Origin of the sequence: Sorangium sp. So ce176, from assembly GCF_051519835.1 — a bacterium.
GTDB classification, from domain to species: Bacteria; Myxococcota_A; Polyangia; order Polyangiales; family Polyangiaceae; genus Sorangium; species Sorangium cellulosum_G.
In genome coordinates this window covers 1,841,212-1,858,520 of sequence record NZ_CP150371.1, presented here as the reverse complement: position 1 = coordinate 1,858,520, position 17,309 = coordinate 1,841,212, and the positions used below count along the sequence as shown (strand labels likewise).

Sequence of the window (17,309 nt, the reverse complement as noted above, 5' to 3'; positions counted from 1 at the left end):
TCTGCTAGCCGACGTGCATGCGCTCCCGCAAGGCCGCCGCCGCCGTCGTCGTCGAAGAGCTGCCGCCGTCCGAGGATCCGGTCGACGCGTTCCCGCCCGACGACACCGCGGCGGACGAGGCGTTCTCCTCCGGGGGCGGGCCGCTCTCGCTCGATCGGATCTGCGTCGACTGCGGCAGCAGCGGCGGCGGCGGGCACGACGGCTGCGCGCACAGCGAGCGCGCCCGCTTCCAGGCGCCCTCGCGGGCGGCGCTCGAGCTCGTCGCGCGCCTGCGCCGGGCCGCCGCCGAGCACCGGGCCGCGGCCCGCGCCCTCCGCGCCCTGGTGGCCGCCGAGCACGCGCGCGGCCGCGCCGAGCTGGAGAGGGCCGAGCCGGAGCCGGTCGAGCCGCCGCAGCCCGAGGCGGCGCCGGAGCCCCCCGCGCCGCCCCCGCCCGCCGCCGCGTCGCCCGAGCCGGGCGAGCCGCCGCCGGCCGTGTGCCCGCGCTGCGCCGAGCGGGCGACCCAGCGGGCGACCGAGCGACACGCCCGACGGGCAACGGAGCAGGCAGCCGAGCGGCCCGAGAACGAGCCGGCCGAGGCCGGTGCGCCGCGCCGGGCGAAGCGCAGGGGGCGGGTGGTCGTCGAGCAGCAGGCGCTCCCGTTCGCGAGCGACGCCGATCAGCGCCCGCCGCACGGCGCGTGAGCCCCGGCGAGGCGCCACACAACGCGCGCGGCGCGGCGCGCCTGGCCAAGGCGCTGCGCAAACGCCGGAACGACGGGAGTGGCTGACGCCCGACCCGAAGGGCGCAGAAGAGTAGGCTCCGCCGCCGTCCGGAGATATGCATTGCTCTGATGACCGGAGAAGCCGACGCGCGCGCGCCGCCGGGCCGGGTGGGGGTGACCGCGCGCATATCCCATGCTAGATTTGTGTGTTTGTGACCCCGGCGCGGCGTGACCCTGGCGCCGAGGACCACCGAGGATCCTGCCACCATGTCGCTCGACAGAGCCATCGGCATCATGTGCCCCGACATCTGGGGCACGTATTTCTGCGAGCTCCTCGGCGGTATCCAGTCGGCCGCCGGGCGCGCCGGATACCGGGTGATCGCCATCAAGGCGTCCCCGCGCTACGTCCACGAGCTGAAGCTCGCGCGAGACCAGATCGACGGGTGGATCGCCCTGATCGATCCCACGGATATCGAGCGCTTCCTCGACGACGGCCGGCCGGTCGTGACCCTAAGCACCTGCGCGAGAGACGCGCGCTGCCCCCACGTCTTGCCCGACAACCACGGCGGCGCCCTGGCGGCCGTCCGTCACCTGATCCAGCACGGCCACCGGCGGATCCTCTTCGCGGGCCACATGGCCCATGACGACATCAGGCAGCGCTTCCAGGCGTACAGGGACGCGCTGGACGAGGGCGGGATTGCTTTCGATCCCGCCCTCGTCATCGAGCTTCCGAGCAACGAGAGGGCGAGCGGGCGGTTCGCCGTACAGCGCGTCTTCGAGGCGGGGCTTTCCTGCACCGCGCTGTTCATGGCCACCGACCAGGGGGCGCTCGGCGCCCTCGACGCCCTCTCCGAGGCAGGCGTCCGCGTCCCCGAGGACATGGCCCTCGTCGGCTTCGACGACATCGAGGCGGCCAGGTACGCCTCCCCGCCGCTCACCACCGTCCGCCAGCAGTTCGACTGGCTCGGCAGCACCGCCGCCCAGCTCCTCATCGATCGGCTCGCCGGCCGGGATGTCCCGAGCGCGGGGCACATCGGGCCGACGACCCTGGTCGTGCGCCGCTCCTGCGGCTGCTCGCCCGCGCTGGCGCAGGCAGAGCCGGCGCCGCCCGGGGGCGCCGCCGGCGAGGCCGACGCGCTGGCCCGGGACCTGGTCGCCCTCGCGAGCTTCTCGACGACGCTCGACCGGAGCGCGGCGCCGCCCTCGGAAGCGGACGCCTGGCCCGGGGTGACGGAGGTGGTCCTCGGGCTCCAGGCCGCCGTCCAGGGCCGGCCCGGCCCCGCTGCGGCGGCGCTGGAGCGGGCGTGGCGAGAGGCCGTGGAGCAGATGCCGGACATCGACCTGCTCCTCGCGATGGTCGACAGGCTGGAGCGAGCAGGCCAGACGATGCTCGCCGGCGCGGCCGACGCCGCCGCCGCGGCGCGCGTCGCGGCGTACGTCCGGGAGGCCCGGCGCGCCATGATGCGGAGCCGGGTGGCTGTCGAGACGGCGCGCGCCGACTACCTGAACGGCCTTCTCGACATCAACCTCGTCATCCGGGAGACGCTGCTGGAGCACGCGGGCGGCGGCGGGAGCAAGCTGAGCTGGCTCTCCGCCGTGCAGATGAGCTGGGGCTGCCTCGCCGTGTGGGAGGCGCCGGAAGACGCCGGCCCCGTGCTGCGGATCGTCGAGAGCTCCTGCCCCGGCGACAAGGCCGCCTCGCCGGCGCCGGGCACGCGCGTCGCCGCGGCGGAGTTCCCGCGCGGCGACTGGCTGCCCGCCGCGGTCCAGTACGACGGCGACCATGTGCTCCGGCTCATCCCGCTCCGCAGCGAGGACGAGGATCGCGGCGTGATGGCTGTCTGCGCTCCGGTGAGCAGCCCGCTCGGGCTCGATCACCGGGACATGGCCGTGTGGGTGGCGATGCTCACCGCGGCGTTCGAGCGCGCGTCGCTCATCTCGTCGCTCGTCGAGCAGGAGCGGCAGACGCGCGCCGCCTACGAGCGCGAGCGCGCCCTGGCCGACGCCGTGCGCCGGCTCGGGTGCCCGGTCATCCCCCTCGACGGCGGGGTGCTGCTCGTGCCGCTCGTCGGCGCCATCGACCTCGGGCGCGCGCGCCAGGTGCTCGAGGTGGTGCTCACGGAGATCAGCCGCCAGGAAGCCGACGTCCTGCTGATGGATATCACCGGCGTGCCCTTCGCCGACATGCAGGTCGCCGAGTCGCTGATGAAGACGGCGCGCGCCGCCGTCCTGCTCGGCGCCGAGGTCATCGTGGTGGGCATGCGGCCGCAGGTAGCGCAGGGCTTCACCCAGCTCGGCGTCGACCTCGAGGGCATGACGCTCCACTCGACCCTCGGCAGGGCGCTCTCGGCGCTGCGCCAGCGCCGGGCGAAGCGCGGCTAGAGAGGCACCTCGGCGGAGCGCGCGGCGCCTCTACTCCTCGGTCCCCGGCCGCGCCTCGGCCGCTCCGTGGGCGCGGCGCGCGGCGCGGCGCGCGGCGCGCGGCTTGTCGACGCCGACGCGCCGCACGAACGCAAGGAACTGCCCGAGCGTGGGCGAGGCGTCGTCGGCGCGCCAGGCGATGAGGAGGTCGGTCGACGGCGCGCCCACGATCGGCCGCAGCGCGAGCCCCGAGCGCCGGATGTTCTTGATGGATTCCGGCAGGATGGAGACGCCGAAGCCCGCCGCCACAAGGCTCAGGATGTCGAGGTGCAGCGCCTCCTGCACGACGCGCGGCGAGAAGCCCGCCTCGCGGCAGAGCCCCATCACGAGGTCGAAGAAGGCCGCCCCGCGCTGGCGCGGGAACACGACGAACGGCTCGCGCGACAGGAGCTCGAGCGGGATGCGCTTGCGCGCGGCGAGCGCGTGATCGGCCGGCAGGGCGACCACGAGCGGCTCGCGCCGCACGCGCTCGGAGGCGAGCCTGGCGTCGTCGAGCGGCGCCCTCACGAAGCCGACGTCGATGCGCCCGTCCTTGAGCGCCTCGATCTGCTCCTGCGGCGCCATCTCGCGCAGCGCGAGCTCCACCGACGGGAACTCCGTGCGAAAGCCGCGAACCAGCTCGGTGATGCCGCTGTAGGCGAGCGACGACAGGTACCCGACGACGAGCCGCCCGGTCTCGCCGACGCTCGCGCGCCGGGCCTCGTGCACCGCGAGCTCGATCGCGTCGAAGACCCGCCGCACGTGGGCGAGGAGCACAGCGCCGGCGGGCGTCAGCTCGACGCGCCGCCGCGAGCGGTCGAACAGCGAGAACCCGAGCTCGGACTCGAGATCCTGGATCTGCCGGCTCAGCGGGGGCTGCGCGATGCCCAGCCGCCGCGCCGCGCGGCCGAAATGCCGCTCCTCGGCGACGGCCGTGAAGTACCGGAGGTGGCGTAGATCCATACCTTGAAGGTATCGTGTGATACGAAATAATAGATTGGACGAACGTCTGGGGCACCCTAAAAGCGGAGCCTGCCCCAGGCTTCGTCCCCCGGCCGGGGCGCTCCGGAGGGGGACGGGAAGTCGCCCATGTGGCTCGTCCGGATCGCGCTTCAACGCACCTACACGTTCATCGTGATGTCGATGCTGATCGTCATCCTGGGCGTGTTCACGATCACCCGGATGCCGACGGACATCTTCCCCGACATCGACATCCCGGTCCTGTCCGTCATCTTCAACTACGGCGGCCTCCCCCCCGAGGAGATGGAGAAGCGCATCGTCAATAACTACGAGCGCTTCCTCACGACCACCGTCAATGACATCGACCACATCGAGAGCCAGTCGCTCACGGGCATCTCGATCATCAAGATCTTCCTCCAGCCCGGCGCCAGCATCGAGGCCGCCACGGCGCAGGTCACGGCGGTCTCGCAGACGGCGATCCGCATGATGCCGCCCGGCATCAGCCCGCCGCTCATCATCCGCTACAGCGCCTCCAACGTGCCGATCCTGCAGGCCGCGCTCGAGAGCGAGTCGCTGAGCGAGCAGCAGCTCTTCGATTACGCGGTCAACTTCATCCGCGCGGACATCGCCACGATCCGCGGCACGCAGATCCCGTGGCCCTACGGCGGGAAGCAGCGCCAGATCATGGTCGACATCGACCCGCAGCGCCTCTTCGCCTGGGGGCTGTCGCCGCGCGACGTGAACGCCGCCCTCGGGATGCAGAACGTCATCCTGCCCTCCGGCACGGCGAAGATGGGGGAGAACGAGTACCCCGTCATCATGAACAGCAGCCCCGAGGCGTTCGAGGAGCTCGGCAAGCTGCCGCTCAGGACCGTCAACGGCACCACGGTGTACCTCCGCGACGTCGCGAGCGTCCGCGACGGGAGCGCGCCGCAGACGAACATGGTGCACGTGGAGGGCAAGCGCAGCGTGCTCCTCAGCGTCCTCAAGAACGGGAACGCGAGCACGCTCGACGTCACCTCGCGCATCCACGCGACGCTGCCGGCCACGCTGGAGAAGCTCCCGAAGGAGCTCAAGGTCTCGCTGCTCTTCGATCAGTCGATCTTCGTGCGCGCGGCGGTCGACGGCGTCGTGCACGAGGCGCTCATCGCCGCGGGGCTCACCGCGCTGATGATCCTGCTGTTCCTCGGGAGCTGGCGCAGCACGCTCATCGTCGTCATCAGCATCCCGCTCTCGATCCTCGTCTCGATCATCGCCCTGAACGCGCTCGGCTACACGCTCAACGTGATGACGCTCGGCGGGATGGCGCTCGCGGTCGGCATCCTCGTCGACGACGCCACGGTGGCGATCGAGAACATCCACCGCAACCTCGGGCAGCGGAAGCCGTTCCTGCGGGCCATCATCGACGGGGCGCAGGAGATCGCCGTCCCGGCGCTCGTCGCCACGCTCTGCATCTGCATCGTGTTCGTGCCGGTGGCGTTCATCACCGGCGCCGCGAGGTCGCTCTTCGTGCCGATGGCCCTGGCGGTCGTCTTCGCCATGCTGATGTCGTACTTCCTGTCGCGGACGCTCGTCCCGACCCTCGTGCGCCTGCTGCTCGAGCGCGAGGCGGCGGAGCACGCGCACGGCCATGCGGAGGCCCCGAAGAGCCTGTTCGGGCGCGTCTTCGCCGCGTTCAACCGCGCCTTCGACCGGCTGCGGGCGGCCTACGGCGGGTGGCTCGCGTGGGCGCTCGCGCACCGCGCCGGGTTCGTCGGCGTGTTCCTCGCGTTCGTCGCCGCCTCGGTCGCGCTCGTCCCGCTGCTCGGCCGCGACTTCTTCCCGAGCGTCGACGCGGGGCTCATCAAGCTCCACGTGCGCGGCGCGCCGGGCACCCGCCTCGAGGAGAGCGAGCGGCGCTTCGCCCGGATCCAGCAGACCATCCGGGAGGTGATCCCGCCGGACGAGATCCGCACGATGCTCGACACCATCGGGATCCCGGCGAGCGGCATCAACCTGTCGCTGAGCGAGGGCGCGCAGATCTCGTCGGCCGACGGGCAGATCTTCATCGCGCTCGAGGAGCACCACCGGCCGACGGCCGACTACGTCCGGCGGCTCCGGGCGAAGCTCAACGCGACGTACCCCGACACGACGTTCTTCTTCCTCGCCCCCGACATCTCGACGCAGGTGCTGAACTTCGGCCTCGCCGCGCCGATCAACGTCCAGGTCGTGGGCCCGATCGGCAAGGAGGACGACACCCTCGCCGTGGCGCAGCGGATCGCCGATCGCATGGAGAAGATCCCGGGCGCGGTGGACGTCCACCTCGCGCAGGTGCCGGCGAGGCCGCAGCTCCGCATCGACGTCGACCGCACCATGGCCGACCAGCTGGGGCTCACCCAGCGCGACGTGGCGAGCGACGTCCTGGTCTCGCTCTCGTCGAGCGGTCAGACGTCGCCGACCTACTGGCTCGACAAGCGCGGCGTGCAGTACCTCGTCGCCGTGCAGACCCCCCAGCACGCGATCGGGTCGATCGACGACGTGAACGCCACGCCGCTCTCGACCGGCGACGGCCGCCCCCAGCTCCTGTCCAACGTCGCCTCGATGTCGCGCAGCACGGGCCCGGCCAACATCACCCACTACAACGTCGCGCGGACCTTCGACGTCCAGGCCAACGTCGACGGCACCGACCTCGGGTCGGTCGCGGACGCCGTCGCGCGCGTCGTCGACGAGCTCCGGCCCGAGCTGCCGCGCGGGACGAGGGTCACCATCAAGGGGCAGGCGGAGAGCATGGAGTCCTCGTTCCGGGGGCTCGGCTACGGGCTGCTCTTCGCTGTCGTCCTCGTCTACCTGCTGATGGTCGTGAACTTCCAGTCGTGGCTCGACCCGCTGATCATCCTGATGGCGCTCCCCGGCGCGATCGCGGGCATCGCGTGGATGCTCTTCATCACGCACACGACGCTGAGCGTGCCCGCGCTCATGGGCTCGATCATGTGCGTGGGCGTCGCGACAGCGAACAGCATCCTCGTCGTGACGTTCGCGAACGACCAGCGCAAGATCGGCCGCGACGCGGGCTCCGCGGCGCTCGCCGCGGGCATGACGCGCCTCCGGCCGGTGCTCATGACCGCGCTCGCGATGATCTTCGGCATGCTGCCCATGTCGATCGGCCTGGGCGAGGGCGGCGAGCAGAACGCCCCGCTGGGCCGCGCTGTCGTCGGCGGGCTGATCGTCGCGACGAGCAGCACGCTCTTCTTCGTGCCCGTGATGTACAGCATCCTCCGGAACAAGGCGCCGGCCAGAGACCCGCTCGCAGAGGACCTATGAGCCCCCCCGATCCCCTCCCCGCTCCGCCCCCGGGCCTTCCTGCCGACGATCTCGGGTTCCAGCTCCCCCCGCCCGCCGTGATGACGCGGGCGCGCGGCGTCGCCCTCGGCGTGGGCGTGCTCGTCGTGCTCGGCGCGGCGTTCGCCTCGTCCTACCTGCCCCGCCGGAGCGCCCGCGCCGCGCTCGAGGAGGGCGTGCGCGCCGGCGAGGGCGCCGCCCCGCGCGTGGCGGTGATCGCGGCGCAGCCCGTGTCGAGCGACCGGGCGCTCGTCCTCCCGGGGAGCGTCCAGCCGCTCGAGGAGACGGTCGTCTACCCGCGCGTGAGCGGCTACGTGCGCAAGTGGCTCGTCGACATCGGCGACAGGGTCGAGGAGGGCCAGGTCCTCGCCGAGATCGACACGCCCGAGCTCGATCAGGAGCTCGCGCAGGCGCGCGCGCAGCTCGTGCAGGCGAACGCGGGCCTCGTGCAGGCCCGGGCCAACCGCGACCTGTCGATGTCGAGCGTGAAGCGCTACGAGCAGCTCGTGCCCGCGGGCGTGGCGCCGCAGGAGGAGCTCGAGCAGCGGCAGGGGCAGGCGCACGTCGCCGAGGCGAGCGTCACGGTGGCGCAGGCGGCGATCGCCGCGCAGCAGGCGAGCATCCAGCGCCTCCTCGACCTGAAGAAGTTCGCTAAGATCGCCGCGCCGTTCGCCGGGACGGTCACCTCGCGCACGATCGATCGCGGCGCCCTGGTCACGGCGGGCAACGCGACGCCGCTCTTCAAGATCTCGGCCACCGACCCGGTGCGCGTCTTCGTCGGCGTCCCGCAGGACGTGGCGCCCAGCGTGCGCGTCGACGCGCCCGCGAAGGTCACGGTGCGCGAGTTCGCGGCGCATCCGTTCCAGGGCACGGTCGCGCGAACGGCCGGCGCGCTCGACGCGGCGACCCGGACGATGAACACCGAGGTGCGGGTGCCGAACCCCGACGGCAAGCTCCTCGCGGGCATGTACGCGGAGGTCGCGCTGACCTTGCCCACGCCGCACCGCGCGCTCGAGATCCCGGCGACGTCGCTCTACAACGACGCGAAGGGGCTCCGCGTGGCCGTCGTGGACCCCGGGGACAAGATCCGCTTCGTGCCCATCACGATCCAGCGCGACACAGGCGCGACCCTCCACATCGCGACCGGGCTCGACGGGAGCGAGCGCATCGTGAAGCTCGCGAGCGCCGAGCTCGCCGACGGGATGGCCGTCGAGGTCGTTCCGTGATCGCCCGCCGCCGCGCGGGGGGGGCGCGGCAAGGAGAGCGTGAATGCCAGGGCGGAAGGAGACGATCGCCGATTCTCGCGGCGTCTCGAGTCGGGCTCTCGTACCCGCTAGTCGGCGAAGTACGCCGGAATGTCGATGAACTCCTGGGTGAACAGCGCCCTGAAGAACTCGATGTCGGTGCCGGGCTCCAGCGCGAGATACCGGGTGTACTCCAGCACGGTCTTGTTGCCGCAGGCCCGGGTCAGGTCCCCGAACGCGTAATACTCCTGCATCCCGAGCACGGGCTCCACGAGGCGCACGAGGATCTGCTTCTCCGTCTCGGAGCGATAGATGATCTCCTCGACGAGCGTGTCGGCGCCCGCGCTGAACTGGAAGCGCGACGGGATCGTCTCCGGGCCTCCGCCGTCCAGCCACATGAACGTCGGCGCGAGGTCGGGGAGGACGGCATCGACGAACCGCTCGACGTCGCGGAGCACCGGCCAGACCTCGCCGATCGGAGCGTCGATCAGCACCCGCTGGTAGCTCAGGACCTGGTCCTCTCCGATGGGCGCGAGCACGAACACGCTCTCTGTGTCTTCGTGGCAGGCGACCTTGCGCGCCGCGTTGTCGCCCGCGCCCGGCGCTCGGTCGTTTGCGGCCGCGTTGCCTGTCCAGAGCAGCGCGGCCATGCAGCCCGCGAGGGCGATGGAAAGGCTCGTGGTTGCTCTCATTTCAAGCTCCTCTCGGTATGCTGGGGAGATGGCGTTTCGCTCGTCGGCGCGGCGTCCCTGGCGTCACGCGCGCTGTCCAGTCCGCACGGGCTCTCGCGCTCACGAGCGCCCTGGGCGCTCGCCGGCCAACTGAAGCAGTTTAGCAAGCTCTGCAGTTCACCGTCGAGCGGAAACCGATGGCGCTTTGCCGCGCGCATCGCGTGGCTCAGGCGTCGCGCTGTGGGGTCGCGGCGCGTCATCGCCCGGGCAGGACACGCCACCCTGCGCCTGTAGCGCCAATTTACTCCGAGCGGGCGCTCGCCTACGCTCCCCCGCAGCAGCGCCACCGCTGGCCTGAGCAGCGCTCGTTTCTCACGGCAAGCGAGGGAGCACCGGCGCCTCACGGCATCAGAGTTCGCGTCAGCGTCATGGGTGAATGCATGGTTGAAGAGACGGCTCCTGCAGGTGCTTCCTCGTCCGAGAGCACGGAGCAGCGGATAGAAGCGCTGGAGAGGGCGCTCGCGAAGGCGCAGGCCGAGCTGGCGGACATGAGGTCGACCTACCAGAGCCTTCACGACATGCTCATGCATGCACGCACACCGATCTGCATGTGGCGGGGCGACGACTTCGTGTTCACCCTCGTGAACGAGAACTACTGCGCTTTCTTCCCTGAGCGTCAGCTCCTGGGCAACCCGCTCGGCGAGGTGCTCCCCGAGGCGGTGGAGCAAGGGTTCCTCGGCCTGCTCGGCGAGGTCTACCGCACCGGCAAGCCGTTCATCGGCAGCGAGCTGCCCGTGAAGGTGTACAACGCCGAGAGAGGCTGCGAGGAGCAGCGCTGGTTCAACGCCGTGTACGCGCCCGTCCGCGATGGGACGGGGGCCATCGTCGGCGTGTGCCACTATGGCGTCGACATCACCGAGCAGGTGCAGGCGCGGCAGGCGGCGGAGGCGAAGGCCGACGAGCTGCGGAAGAGCGCCGAGCTGATCGCGGCGCAGCAGGAGACGATCCGCGCCCTGGGCACGCCCCTCCTGCCGCTGGCGAACGACGTGCTCGCGATGCCGCTGATCGGGCCGATCGACAGCCGGCGCTCCGAGCAGATCCTGGAGGGGCTGCTCCAGGGGGTCGCGAAGGTGGGCGCCTCGATGGTGATCCTCGACGTCACCGGCGTGGAGACGATCGACACGCAGGCAGCGAACGCCCTGGCGCGCGCCGCGCAGGCGCTGCGGCTCCTCGGGGCCCGCGTGCTGGTCACCGGCATCCAGCCGTCGATGGCGCAGGTCCTGGTGGAGCTCGGCGTGGATCTGGGCGGCATCGCCACCTACAGCACCTTGCAATCGGGCATCTCCGCGGCCATGAGCGGCAGGGCTCGTCCCGGCGTTCCGGCGCGCGCGCGGTGAGCCGGCGCGGCGCTCCTCGAAAGTTCATCGTCCGGAGCGCTCCGCGAAACCTGGCCCCTCCTACCGTGGCGCCATGACGCGCATGGAGCTGGTCGAGCAGATCGTCGCGGCGAAGCTGGAGCGGAAGCTGACGTGGAGGCAGCTCGCCGAGGCGGTGGGGCGCAGCGAGGTGTGGACCACCTCGGCGCTCCTCGGGCAACAGAGCATGAGCGCCGACGAGGCGGCCGCGGCCGGCAAGCTGCTCGGCCTGTCCGCGGAGGCGGTGCTCCTGCTCCAGGTGCCGCCGTCCAAGGGGTCACTCGGCCCGGCGCTCTCCACGGACCCGCTCATCTACCGCTTTCACGAGATCGTTCAGGTGTACGGCACGACGCTGAAGGAGCTGATCCACGAGAAGATGGGTGATGGTATCATGAGCGCCATCGACTTCGAGATGAGCATCGAGAGGATGCCTGATCCGAAGGGCGATCGCGTGAGGGTCGAGATGCACGGCAAGTTCCTGCCCTACCGCAAATGGTAGCGGCGGACGCGCGCGGGCGCTGACGCGCCGTCACTGGGCCGGCGTCGCCGCGAACGGGTTGAGCTGGTTGGTGTACAGGTCCTCCGGCTTGATCTGCCCCGCCTTGATCTCGCCGTCCTTCACCAGCCAGTTGATCCAGATCTTGTATTCCTTCGCCGACAGGAGCCCCCCTTTGCCGGCGACGCCCATGCTGGTCCAGTACTTCACCACCGACGCGTCCTCGTTGCGCTGCCGGCGCTCGATGATGCTCCGCAGGCGGGCCACCGCCTCGTCGCGCGGGGCGGCGCGCGCCCACTCGATCGCGCGCGCCGCGGCCTCCACGAGCTTGCGGGTGCTGTTCGGGTTCTCCCTCAAGAAGCGCGTCGTCAGCACGTAGCTGCCCGCGGTGAACTCGCCGAACAGCTCGAAGTCCGAGAACAGCGCCCGGATGCCGCCGCGCTCGAGCGCCTTGTCGCGCAGGACGTCGCCGAGGACCGCGACGTCGACCTGCTTCTGCCGGAGCGCCTGCTCCGTGCTCACGGGCGGCAGCACCACCAGCGTGACCTGCGCGATCTCGGCGCTCGTCAGCCCCTGGCGCGACAGGTACTCCTTCAGCATGAGCTCGTGGTGCGCGCCCAGCGTGTTCATGGCGACCTTCTTGCCGATGAGATCCCGCGCGCTCCTGATCGGGCTGTCCTCGGTCACGTAGAAGCCGCTCCACCGCTTCGCGTCGACCCCGTAGCTGCCCACCACCGCCCGGAGCGGCGCCCCGGCGGCGATCAGCTTGATCACCGCGCCGTTGAACGCGTGCCCTACATCGGTGTCGCCGGTGACCACCGTCTGGATGTCCTGCGGCCCGCTGATCGTGTTGCCCACGTAATTCAGCTTGATCGGGGCGAGATACCCCAGGTCTTCCGCCAGCTCGAGCACCGAGACCGCGCCGACGAACCCCTGATACCGCAGCTCCAGCACCTCGTAGCCGCCGGCGGCCCCGTCGCCGTTGCCCGGGCCGCCGCCCGGCTCGGCCTTCGCGCAGGCCGCGAGCGAGAGCGCCGCGCAGAGCGCCGCCACGAGCGAGCGGCGGGCGACGGTGAAACGAGCTGTCGTGTGGGAATCGCGCATGACTCGGGACCTCTGCTCCTCGCGTCTTCTCTTGAGTCGCTATTCGGCGGCCGCGGGCTCGGTCGATGTCGAGGGCACCGCCACCGCGCCCGACGTCCTCCGCGCCATGGCGAGGAGGGCGCCGAAGATCACGGACAGGAGGAGGAACATGGCCTGGAGCCCCAGGGTCCGGCCCACGAGGCCGCCGACGGTGCTGCCGAACAGCCCCCCTGACGGCCCCACGAGCGCGTGCAGGCCGGCCACCTTCCCCCGCCCCGCCCGCGCGCCGATCCGGGCGATGCGGGTGAGGTTCGCGATCTGCAGGAGGCCCAGGCCGAGCCCGAGGATCAGGCCGCCGGCGCGGAGCGGGGCGAGATCGCGCGACAGGCCGAGCAAGAGGAGCGCGCCCGGGACGAGGACGAGGCTGGCGAGATAGACGCGCTCGTGGCCCACCCGGCCCACGAGGCCGCCCAGCGAGAACAGCGCGAAGATATAGGTCACGCCCTGCCACGCGAGCAGCCCGGCGGCGTCGGCCGCCGTCAGATGAGCGACGGTGACGCCGATGGGGATGATGAAGAACATGAAGAACGAGTTGACCGACTGGGCCGCAAACTCGATGAGGCACACGCCGCGGAGCTCGACGTCCCGCGCGAGCAGGGCGAGATCGGACCGGACGCCCGAGAGGCGGAGCGCTCGCGCGGGCGTGGACCACGCCGCGTAGCGGCCGAAGACGAGCGGCGACATCAGCACGGTGACCAGGAACGAGAGCCCGATGAGCCGGTAGGTGCCCGGGAAGCCCAGCACCCTGGTGAGGCCGGCCGCGAGCATGGGGCCGAGGAGGAACATGCCGATCATGTGGGTCGCGCGGTACCAGCCGGCCTTGCCCTCGCCCACCGTCTCGAGCTGCTGCATGAACACGGTGCTCAGCGACACGAAGCGCATCGGCATGAAGAAGCTGATCGCCGTCGTGAAGATCAGCAGGAACACCGGCGAAGGGACCGCCGGCAAGGCCATGTAGAGCGCCCCGGCCACGAGGCTCCCCAGCACGAACAGCCGCGAGGGCCCGAGGTGATCGACGAGGAGCCCGATGGGGATGCTCATGAGCAGCACCCCGATGCTCTGCGATCCGGCGATCAGCCCGAGGAGCGCCTCGTTCGCCCCGAGGTCCAGCGCGTACAGCGTCGTGGTCACCTTGGCCACGCCGACGCTGATGCCCATGACCGAGGAGAGCGCCGCGAACACCAGAAGAAAGCGGTTCTTGTCGATGAAGGATCGCAGTTGGACCTCGGGAGGCGGCTCGGATCAGGCCTGTCGCGCCGGCGCCTCGCGCGCGGCGCGCAGCGCTCCAACCGCAGCAGCTCCCAGCGCAGCAACACGCATGCCGCGCCGTCCCTCGCGCGACGGCGGCGCCTCGCGCGGGCTCGCTGCTGCCCTGGCAACAGCCGGTGATGATCCGCTGCTCCGTCACGAGCAGGCCCCCGCCGCAGCGCCGCGGTCGGGGCGCGCCCCCCAGGACACGAGCGCCAGCGCAACGCTCCACGACATCGCGGAGGGCCGAAGGTTGGCCCTAGTTAAGTAATTCAAATTACAATAATTCCGGACCTGGCGGCTTGAAATCGCTTTCCCCCGGCCGCTGGCGGTACGATCCGGGACAGCATGGACGTTATCCAGTTGATCGAGCGCGCGGCGGCCGCGCCGTCGTTGCTGCTCGCGACCGACTTCGACGGGACGATCGCCGAGATCACCGCTGTCTCGGGCGGGGCGGCGGCGGCGCCGGTCGCGCTCCAGGCGCTCCACGCGCTCTCGCGCGCGCCGGGGACGGCCGTGGCGGTCGTCACGGGCAGGACGATCCACGACGTGGCGGCGCGCACGGCGGCCCTCGATGCGGTATGGCTCGTGGGCGAGCACGGGGCCGAGATCGCGGCGCCGGGCGGGGCGCTCGTGTACCAGGCGGAGGCGCCGGTCGAGCTGCTCGACGCGCTGGAGCGCGACGCGGACGAGATCGCGCGGCGGGTGCCGGCGTTCTGGGTCCAGCGCAAGCGCTGCTCGATCGCGCTGCACTGGCGGCTCGTCGCGGCCGACGACCGGCCGGCGGCGTTCGCCGCGCTCGAGGCGTGGGCGGGCACCGCGCGGCGGAGGGGGCTCGTTGTCATGGAGGGGCGCAGCATCCACGAGGCGCGCGACGCCGCGCACGACAAGGGCGGGGCCCTCGCGTTCGTGCTCGCGCGGCTGCCGCCGGGGACGCTGGTGGTCTATGCGGGCGACGACACGACGGACGAGCCGGCGATCGCCCACGCCCGGGCGAACGGGGGCGTGGGCGTGTACGTCGCCTCGTCGGAGCGGCCGGCGCCGCGGGTCCAGCCCGATCTGACGCTCGATGATCCCCGGGCGTGGAGTGCGCTGCTCCGGGAGCTCGCGGCGCGGCGCGGCGGGCTCGTCAGCGCGGCGGCGCTGCGCTCGGCGTGAGCGGGCGGCGTGAGCGGGCGGCGTGACGCCGAGCGCGCCCTTCGCCTGCGCGCCCGGGACGCGCGCCGGCGAAGGGTGCGGAGGGATGGTGTACGCTGACGCGCATGCCCATCACGCGACTCACGAAGTCCGATTCGAAGTTTCGCCTGGACGACGTCTCGACCGACCCGCCCCGCGACGCGAGCAAGCAGGAGTCGGCCGAGCGGCTCCACGATGTTGGCAAGGAGCTGCTCGAGCTGCAGGAGCTCATGTGGGGGGCGCGGACGCACAGCGTGCTCATCGTCCTCCAGGGCCGCGACGCGGCCGGCAAGGACGGCGCGATCAAGAACGTTGTCGGCGCGCTCAACCCGCGCGGCGTCTCGGTGAGCTCGTTCGGCGTGCCCACGAAGGAGGAGCGGGAGCACGACTTCCTGTGGCGGATCCACCGGCAGGCGCCGCGCGCAGGGGAGTTCGCCATATTCAACCGCTCCCACTACGAGGACGTGCTGGTCGTGCGCGTGCACGATCTGGAGCCGAAGTCGCGCTGGGGCGAGCGCTACGACCACATCAACGATTTCGAGGAGCTCCTGGCCGAGCACGGGACCATCGTGATCAAGTTCTTCCTGCACATCAGCAAGAAGGAGCAGGAGAAGCGCCTCCTGGAGCGCGAGGAGAACCCCTCGACCGCCTGGAAGCTCAACGTGAACGACTGGAAGGAGCGGGAGCACTGGGACGAGTACACGGAGGCGTACGAGGACGTCTTCCGGCGCTGCGCCTCCAAGCACGCGCCGTGGGTCATCGTCCCGGCGGACGCCAAGTGGTACCGCAACATCGTCGTCGCCGAGACGGTGGCCGAGGCGATGCGGGAGCACCGCGACGAATGGCTGGAGACGCTGGATCGGAGCGGGAAGGCGGGGCGCGAGGAGCTCGAGCAGTATCGCAAGTCGAAGGGCGTCCGGCAGAAGGGGTGACCCGGCGGGGCCCGGCCCCCGGGGCGCGGCGACAGGGGTGGATCCGGTCGTCGCTGGATCAACCGTCGCCTTGCCGGCCCGCCTGCACGCCCGCGAGCGCCTCGAACCAGGCCCGCAGCGGGCGCGTCCCGCGCGCGGGAGCCACCGAGTCGGACGCCGTCACGGCCGCCACGAACTCGAGCAGATCCGATAGCCGCGGATGGATCCCGGCGAGCAGCACGCTCGTCGCCCGGAACACCCCCGCCGGGACATGGACCATCTGCCCCTCCTTGCCCACGGCGTCGAAGGCGAGCCGCATCACCTCGTCGCGCGTCATGACGTCGGGCCCGCCCACGGGCACCACGTCAGGGCCCCCGGTGAGCACCTCGGCGAGCGCCTCCGCGACGTCGACGGGGTGCACCGGGTTGGTCCTCGCCAGGCCGTCGCCGACAACCACGCCGAGGCCGGCGCGGGCCATCGTGATCATGTCGCTCAGCGAGGTGTAGATGCCGGTGGGGCGCACGAACGAGAACGAGATGCCCGAGGCGCGAATCAGCTCCTCCATCTGGAGGTGCGCGGACAGATAACGGGTGTGGGCATAACCCGGGCCCGGGTGCGCCGAGAGGTAGACAAAGCGCTTTGTCCCCGCCCGCTTCGCGGCCTCGAGCAGGTGCGTGTTCGCCACCACGTCGACCTCATGATAGCTCCTGCGCTCGCGCAGCGACATCGATACATTCGCGCCGAGGCACGACACGAGGAGTTCGATGCCGTCGAGCGCGCCGGCGACGGCCCCCGGCTCCGCGGCGTCGGCGACGACGACCTCGGAGGCGAGGCCGCGGACGCGCGCGGCGTTCCCCTCGGCGCGGGAGAGCGTGCGCACGAAGCCCCCTCGCGCGCGGAGCAGGCGCAAGAGCTCGAGGCCGACCGCGCCGGTGGCGCCGGCGAGGAGGATCCGCTGCACAGTCATCGATTCACCGCTCCTTTCGCGCGACGCCCGGGAGCGCCCCGCCACGCGCCTGCCCCGCCGCGACAAGCCTTCGAGCATGTCCGCGTCGACGTCAAGGCGCGCGCGGGCCGCGGGCACCGGCGGGTCTCACCGCGGCGCCGGCCGGCGCGCCGCCCGCGCGCCGCAGGCCGCTCCAGGCTCAGGCCATCACCCGGACCATGCGCGTGTGCGGTATGCCCGCCTCGTCGAAGATCGGCCCTTCCTCGACGAATCCGAGCTTGCGGTAAAACGGCGCGGCGACGACCTGGGCGCTCAGGACCAGCGCGCGCGCGCCCTGCGCGGCCCCGATGCGGATCGCCTCCTCGAGCAGGCGCCGCCCGAGGCCGGCGCCGCGAAGGTCCTTCCGGACGGCGACGCGGCCCACCTTGAGCGCGCCCCCGTACGGCACGATCCGCATCGTCGCGACGACCTCCTCGCCCTCCAGGACCACGTAGTGCTGCGCGCCCTCGTCGAGCTCGTCGACCTCGATGTCCGCCGGCACGGCCTGCTCGACGACGAAGACCTCGTGGCGCAGGCGCAGCGCGCCCGCGTACAGCGGAGAGTCGCTGCGGATCGGGACGATCTCGGTGCTCATCTCTTCGGCTCCATTTACATCACGTACGTCCGACGCACGTCCTA

14 protein-coding genes are annotated in these 17,309 nt (G+C 71.6%); 8 read left to right on the top strand and 6 right to left on the bottom strand.

Annotated elements, in window-relative coordinates; all coding sequences use genetic code 11:
* Positions 1-17 precede the first annotated feature (17 nt).
* Positions 18-683 carry a hypothetical protein gene (locus WMF42_RS07070; RefSeq protein ID WP_437691057.1) on the top strand — a complete coding sequence of 222 codons (666 nt, stop codon included), beginning with the start codon at positions 18-20 and terminating at the stop codon, positions 681-683.
* A gap of 287 nt (positions 684-970) precedes the next feature.
* A complete protein-coding gene (locus tag WMF42_RS07065) occupies positions 971-3,085 on the top strand; it encodes a substrate-binding domain-containing protein (protein WP_437691056.1) in 2,115 nt (704 codons plus the stop codon).
* Positions 3,086-3,115: 30 nt separating this feature from the next.
* Here the strand turns inward: WMF42_RS07065 and WMF42_RS07060 are convergent, their stop codons facing one another.
* Positions 3,116-4,066, bottom strand: coding sequence for a LysR substrate-binding domain-containing protein (locus WMF42_RS07060; RefSeq protein WP_437691054.1), 951 nt, complete (start codon positions 4,064-4,066; stop codon positions 3,116-3,118).
* Positions 4,067-4,192: 126 nt separating this feature from the next.
* Between WMF42_RS07060 and WMF42_RS07055 the strand changes: the two genes are divergently transcribed.
* Positions 4,193-7,363: an efflux RND transporter permease subunit gene (locus WMF42_RS07055; RefSeq protein WP_061610508.1), complete on the top strand. Its 3,171-nt coding sequence runs from the start codon at positions 4,193-4,195 to the stop codon at positions 7,361-7,363.
* On the top strand, positions 7,360-8,607 hold the full coding sequence (locus tag WMF42_RS07050) for an efflux RND transporter periplasmic adaptor subunit (RefSeq protein ID WP_061610507.1): 1,248 nt from the start codon (positions 7,360-7,362) through the stop codon (positions 8,605-8,607). Before WMF42_RS07055 ends, WMF42_RS07050 begins: the two co-directional genes overlap by 4 nt.
* Positions 8,608-8,714: 107 nt before the next feature.
* Here WMF42_RS07050 and WMF42_RS07045 read toward each other — a convergent pair whose 3' ends face one another.
* The gene (locus tag WMF42_RS07045) at positions 8,715-9,317 is read right to left on the bottom strand and encodes a hypothetical protein (RefSeq protein WP_437691051.1); all 603 of its coding nucleotides are present in this window, start codon (positions 9,315-9,317) and stop codon (positions 8,715-8,717) included.
* A 419-nt stretch (positions 9,318-9,736) separates the two neighbouring features.
* On the opposite strand from WMF42_RS07045, the gene WMF42_RS07040 reads away from it, so the two are divergent.
* A complete protein-coding gene (locus WMF42_RS07040) occupies positions 9,737-10,693 on the top strand; it encodes an STAS domain-containing protein (protein WP_437691049.1) in 957 nt (318 codons plus the stop codon).
* Between the two features lie 73 nt (positions 10,694-10,766).
* Positions 10,767-11,210, top strand: coding sequence for a cyanase (gene cynS, locus WMF42_RS07035; protein WP_437691047.1), 444 nt, complete (start codon positions 10,767-10,769; stop codon positions 11,208-11,210).
* 30 nt (positions 11,211-11,240) lie between these two features.
* On the opposite strand, the gene WMF42_RS07030 is transcribed toward cynS, so the two are convergent.
* Positions 11,241-12,311 carry an ABC transporter substrate-binding protein gene (locus WMF42_RS07030; RefSeq protein WP_437691045.1) on the bottom strand — a complete coding sequence of 357 codons (1,071 nt, stop codon included), beginning with the start codon at positions 12,309-12,311 and terminating at the stop codon, positions 11,241-11,243.
* 39 nt (positions 12,312-12,350) lie between these two features.
* Positions 12,351-13,532 carry an MFS transporter gene (locus WMF42_RS07025; RefSeq protein WP_061610502.1) on the bottom strand — a complete coding sequence of 394 codons (1,182 nt, stop codon included), beginning with the start codon at positions 13,530-13,532 and terminating at the stop codon, positions 12,351-12,353.
* A gap of 414 nt (positions 13,533-13,946) precedes the next feature.
* Between WMF42_RS07025 and otsB the strand changes: the two genes are divergently transcribed.
* On the top strand, positions 13,947-14,756 hold the full coding sequence (gene otsB / locus WMF42_RS07020) for a trehalose-phosphatase (protein WP_437691042.1): 810 nt from the start codon (positions 13,947-13,949) through the stop codon (positions 14,754-14,756).
* A gap of 104 nt (positions 14,757-14,860) precedes the next feature.
* Positions 14,861-15,706: a polyphosphate kinase 2 family protein gene (locus WMF42_RS07015; protein WP_437691040.1), complete on the top strand. Its 846-nt coding sequence runs from the start codon at positions 14,861-14,863 to the stop codon at positions 15,704-15,706.
* Positions 15,707-15,764: 58 nt separating this feature from the next.
* On the opposite strand, the gene WMF42_RS07010 is transcribed toward WMF42_RS07015, so the two are convergent.
* The gene (locus tag WMF42_RS07010; protein ID WP_061610499.1) at positions 15,765-16,652 is read right to left on the bottom strand and encodes an SDR family oxidoreductase; all 888 of its coding nucleotides are present in this window, start codon (positions 16,650-16,652) and stop codon (positions 15,765-15,767) included.
* A gap of 178 nt (positions 16,653-16,830) precedes the next feature.
* Positions 16,831-17,265 (bottom strand): GNAT family N-acetyltransferase, encoded by a 435-nt coding sequence (locus tag WMF42_RS07005; RefSeq protein ID WP_437691037.1) that lies wholly within the window; start codon positions 17,263-17,265, stop codon positions 16,831-16,833.
* Positions 17,266-17,309 lie beyond the last annotated feature (44 nt).

Coding starts and splice junctions, on each gene's coding strand:
- WMF42_RS07005 (WP_437691037.1), bottom strand. CDS start 17,265: ATGAGCACCGAGATCGTCCCGATCCGCAGCGACTCTCCGCTGTACGCG.
- otsB (WP_437691042.1), top strand. CDS start 13,947: ATGGACGTTATCCAGTTGATCGAGCGCGCGGCGGCCGCGCCGTCGTTG.
- WMF42_RS07030 (WP_437691045.1), bottom strand. CDS start 12,311: ATGCGCGATTCCCACACGACAGCTCGTTTCACCGTCGCCCGCCGCTCG.
- WMF42_RS07055 (WP_061610508.1), top strand. CDS start 4,193: ATGTGGCTCGTCCGGATCGCGCTTCAACGCACCTACACGTTCATCGTG.
- WMF42_RS07065 (WP_437691056.1), top strand. CDS start 971: ATGTCGCTCGACAGAGCCATCGGCATCATGTGCCCCGACATCTGGGGC.
- WMF42_RS07010 (WP_061610499.1), bottom strand. CDS start 16,652: ATGACTGTGCAGCGGATCCTCCTCGCCGGCGCCACCGGCGCGGTCGGC.
- WMF42_RS07060 (WP_437691054.1), bottom strand. CDS start 4,066: ATGGATCTACGCCACCTCCGGTACTTCACGGCCGTCGCCGAGGAGCGG.
- cynS (WP_437691047.1), top strand. CDS start 10,767: ATGACGCGCATGGAGCTGGTCGAGCAGATCGTCGCGGCGAAGCTGGAG.
- WMF42_RS07040 (WP_437691049.1), top strand. CDS start 9,737: ATGGTTGAAGAGACGGCTCCTGCAGGTGCTTCCTCGTCCGAGAGCACG.
- WMF42_RS07050 (WP_061610507.1), top strand. CDS start 7,360: ATGAGCCCCCCCGATCCCCTCCCCGCTCCGCCCCCGGGCCTTCCTGCC.
- WMF42_RS07045 (WP_437691051.1), bottom strand. CDS start 9,317: ATGAGAGCAACCACGAGCCTTTCCATCGCCCTCGCGGGCTGCATGGCC.
- WMF42_RS07070 (WP_437691057.1), top strand. CDS start 18: ATGCGCTCCCGCAAGGCCGCCGCCGCCGTCGTCGTCGAAGAGCTGCCG.
- WMF42_RS07015 (WP_437691040.1), top strand. CDS start 14,861: ATGCCCATCACGCGACTCACGAAGTCCGATTCGAAGTTTCGCCTGGAC.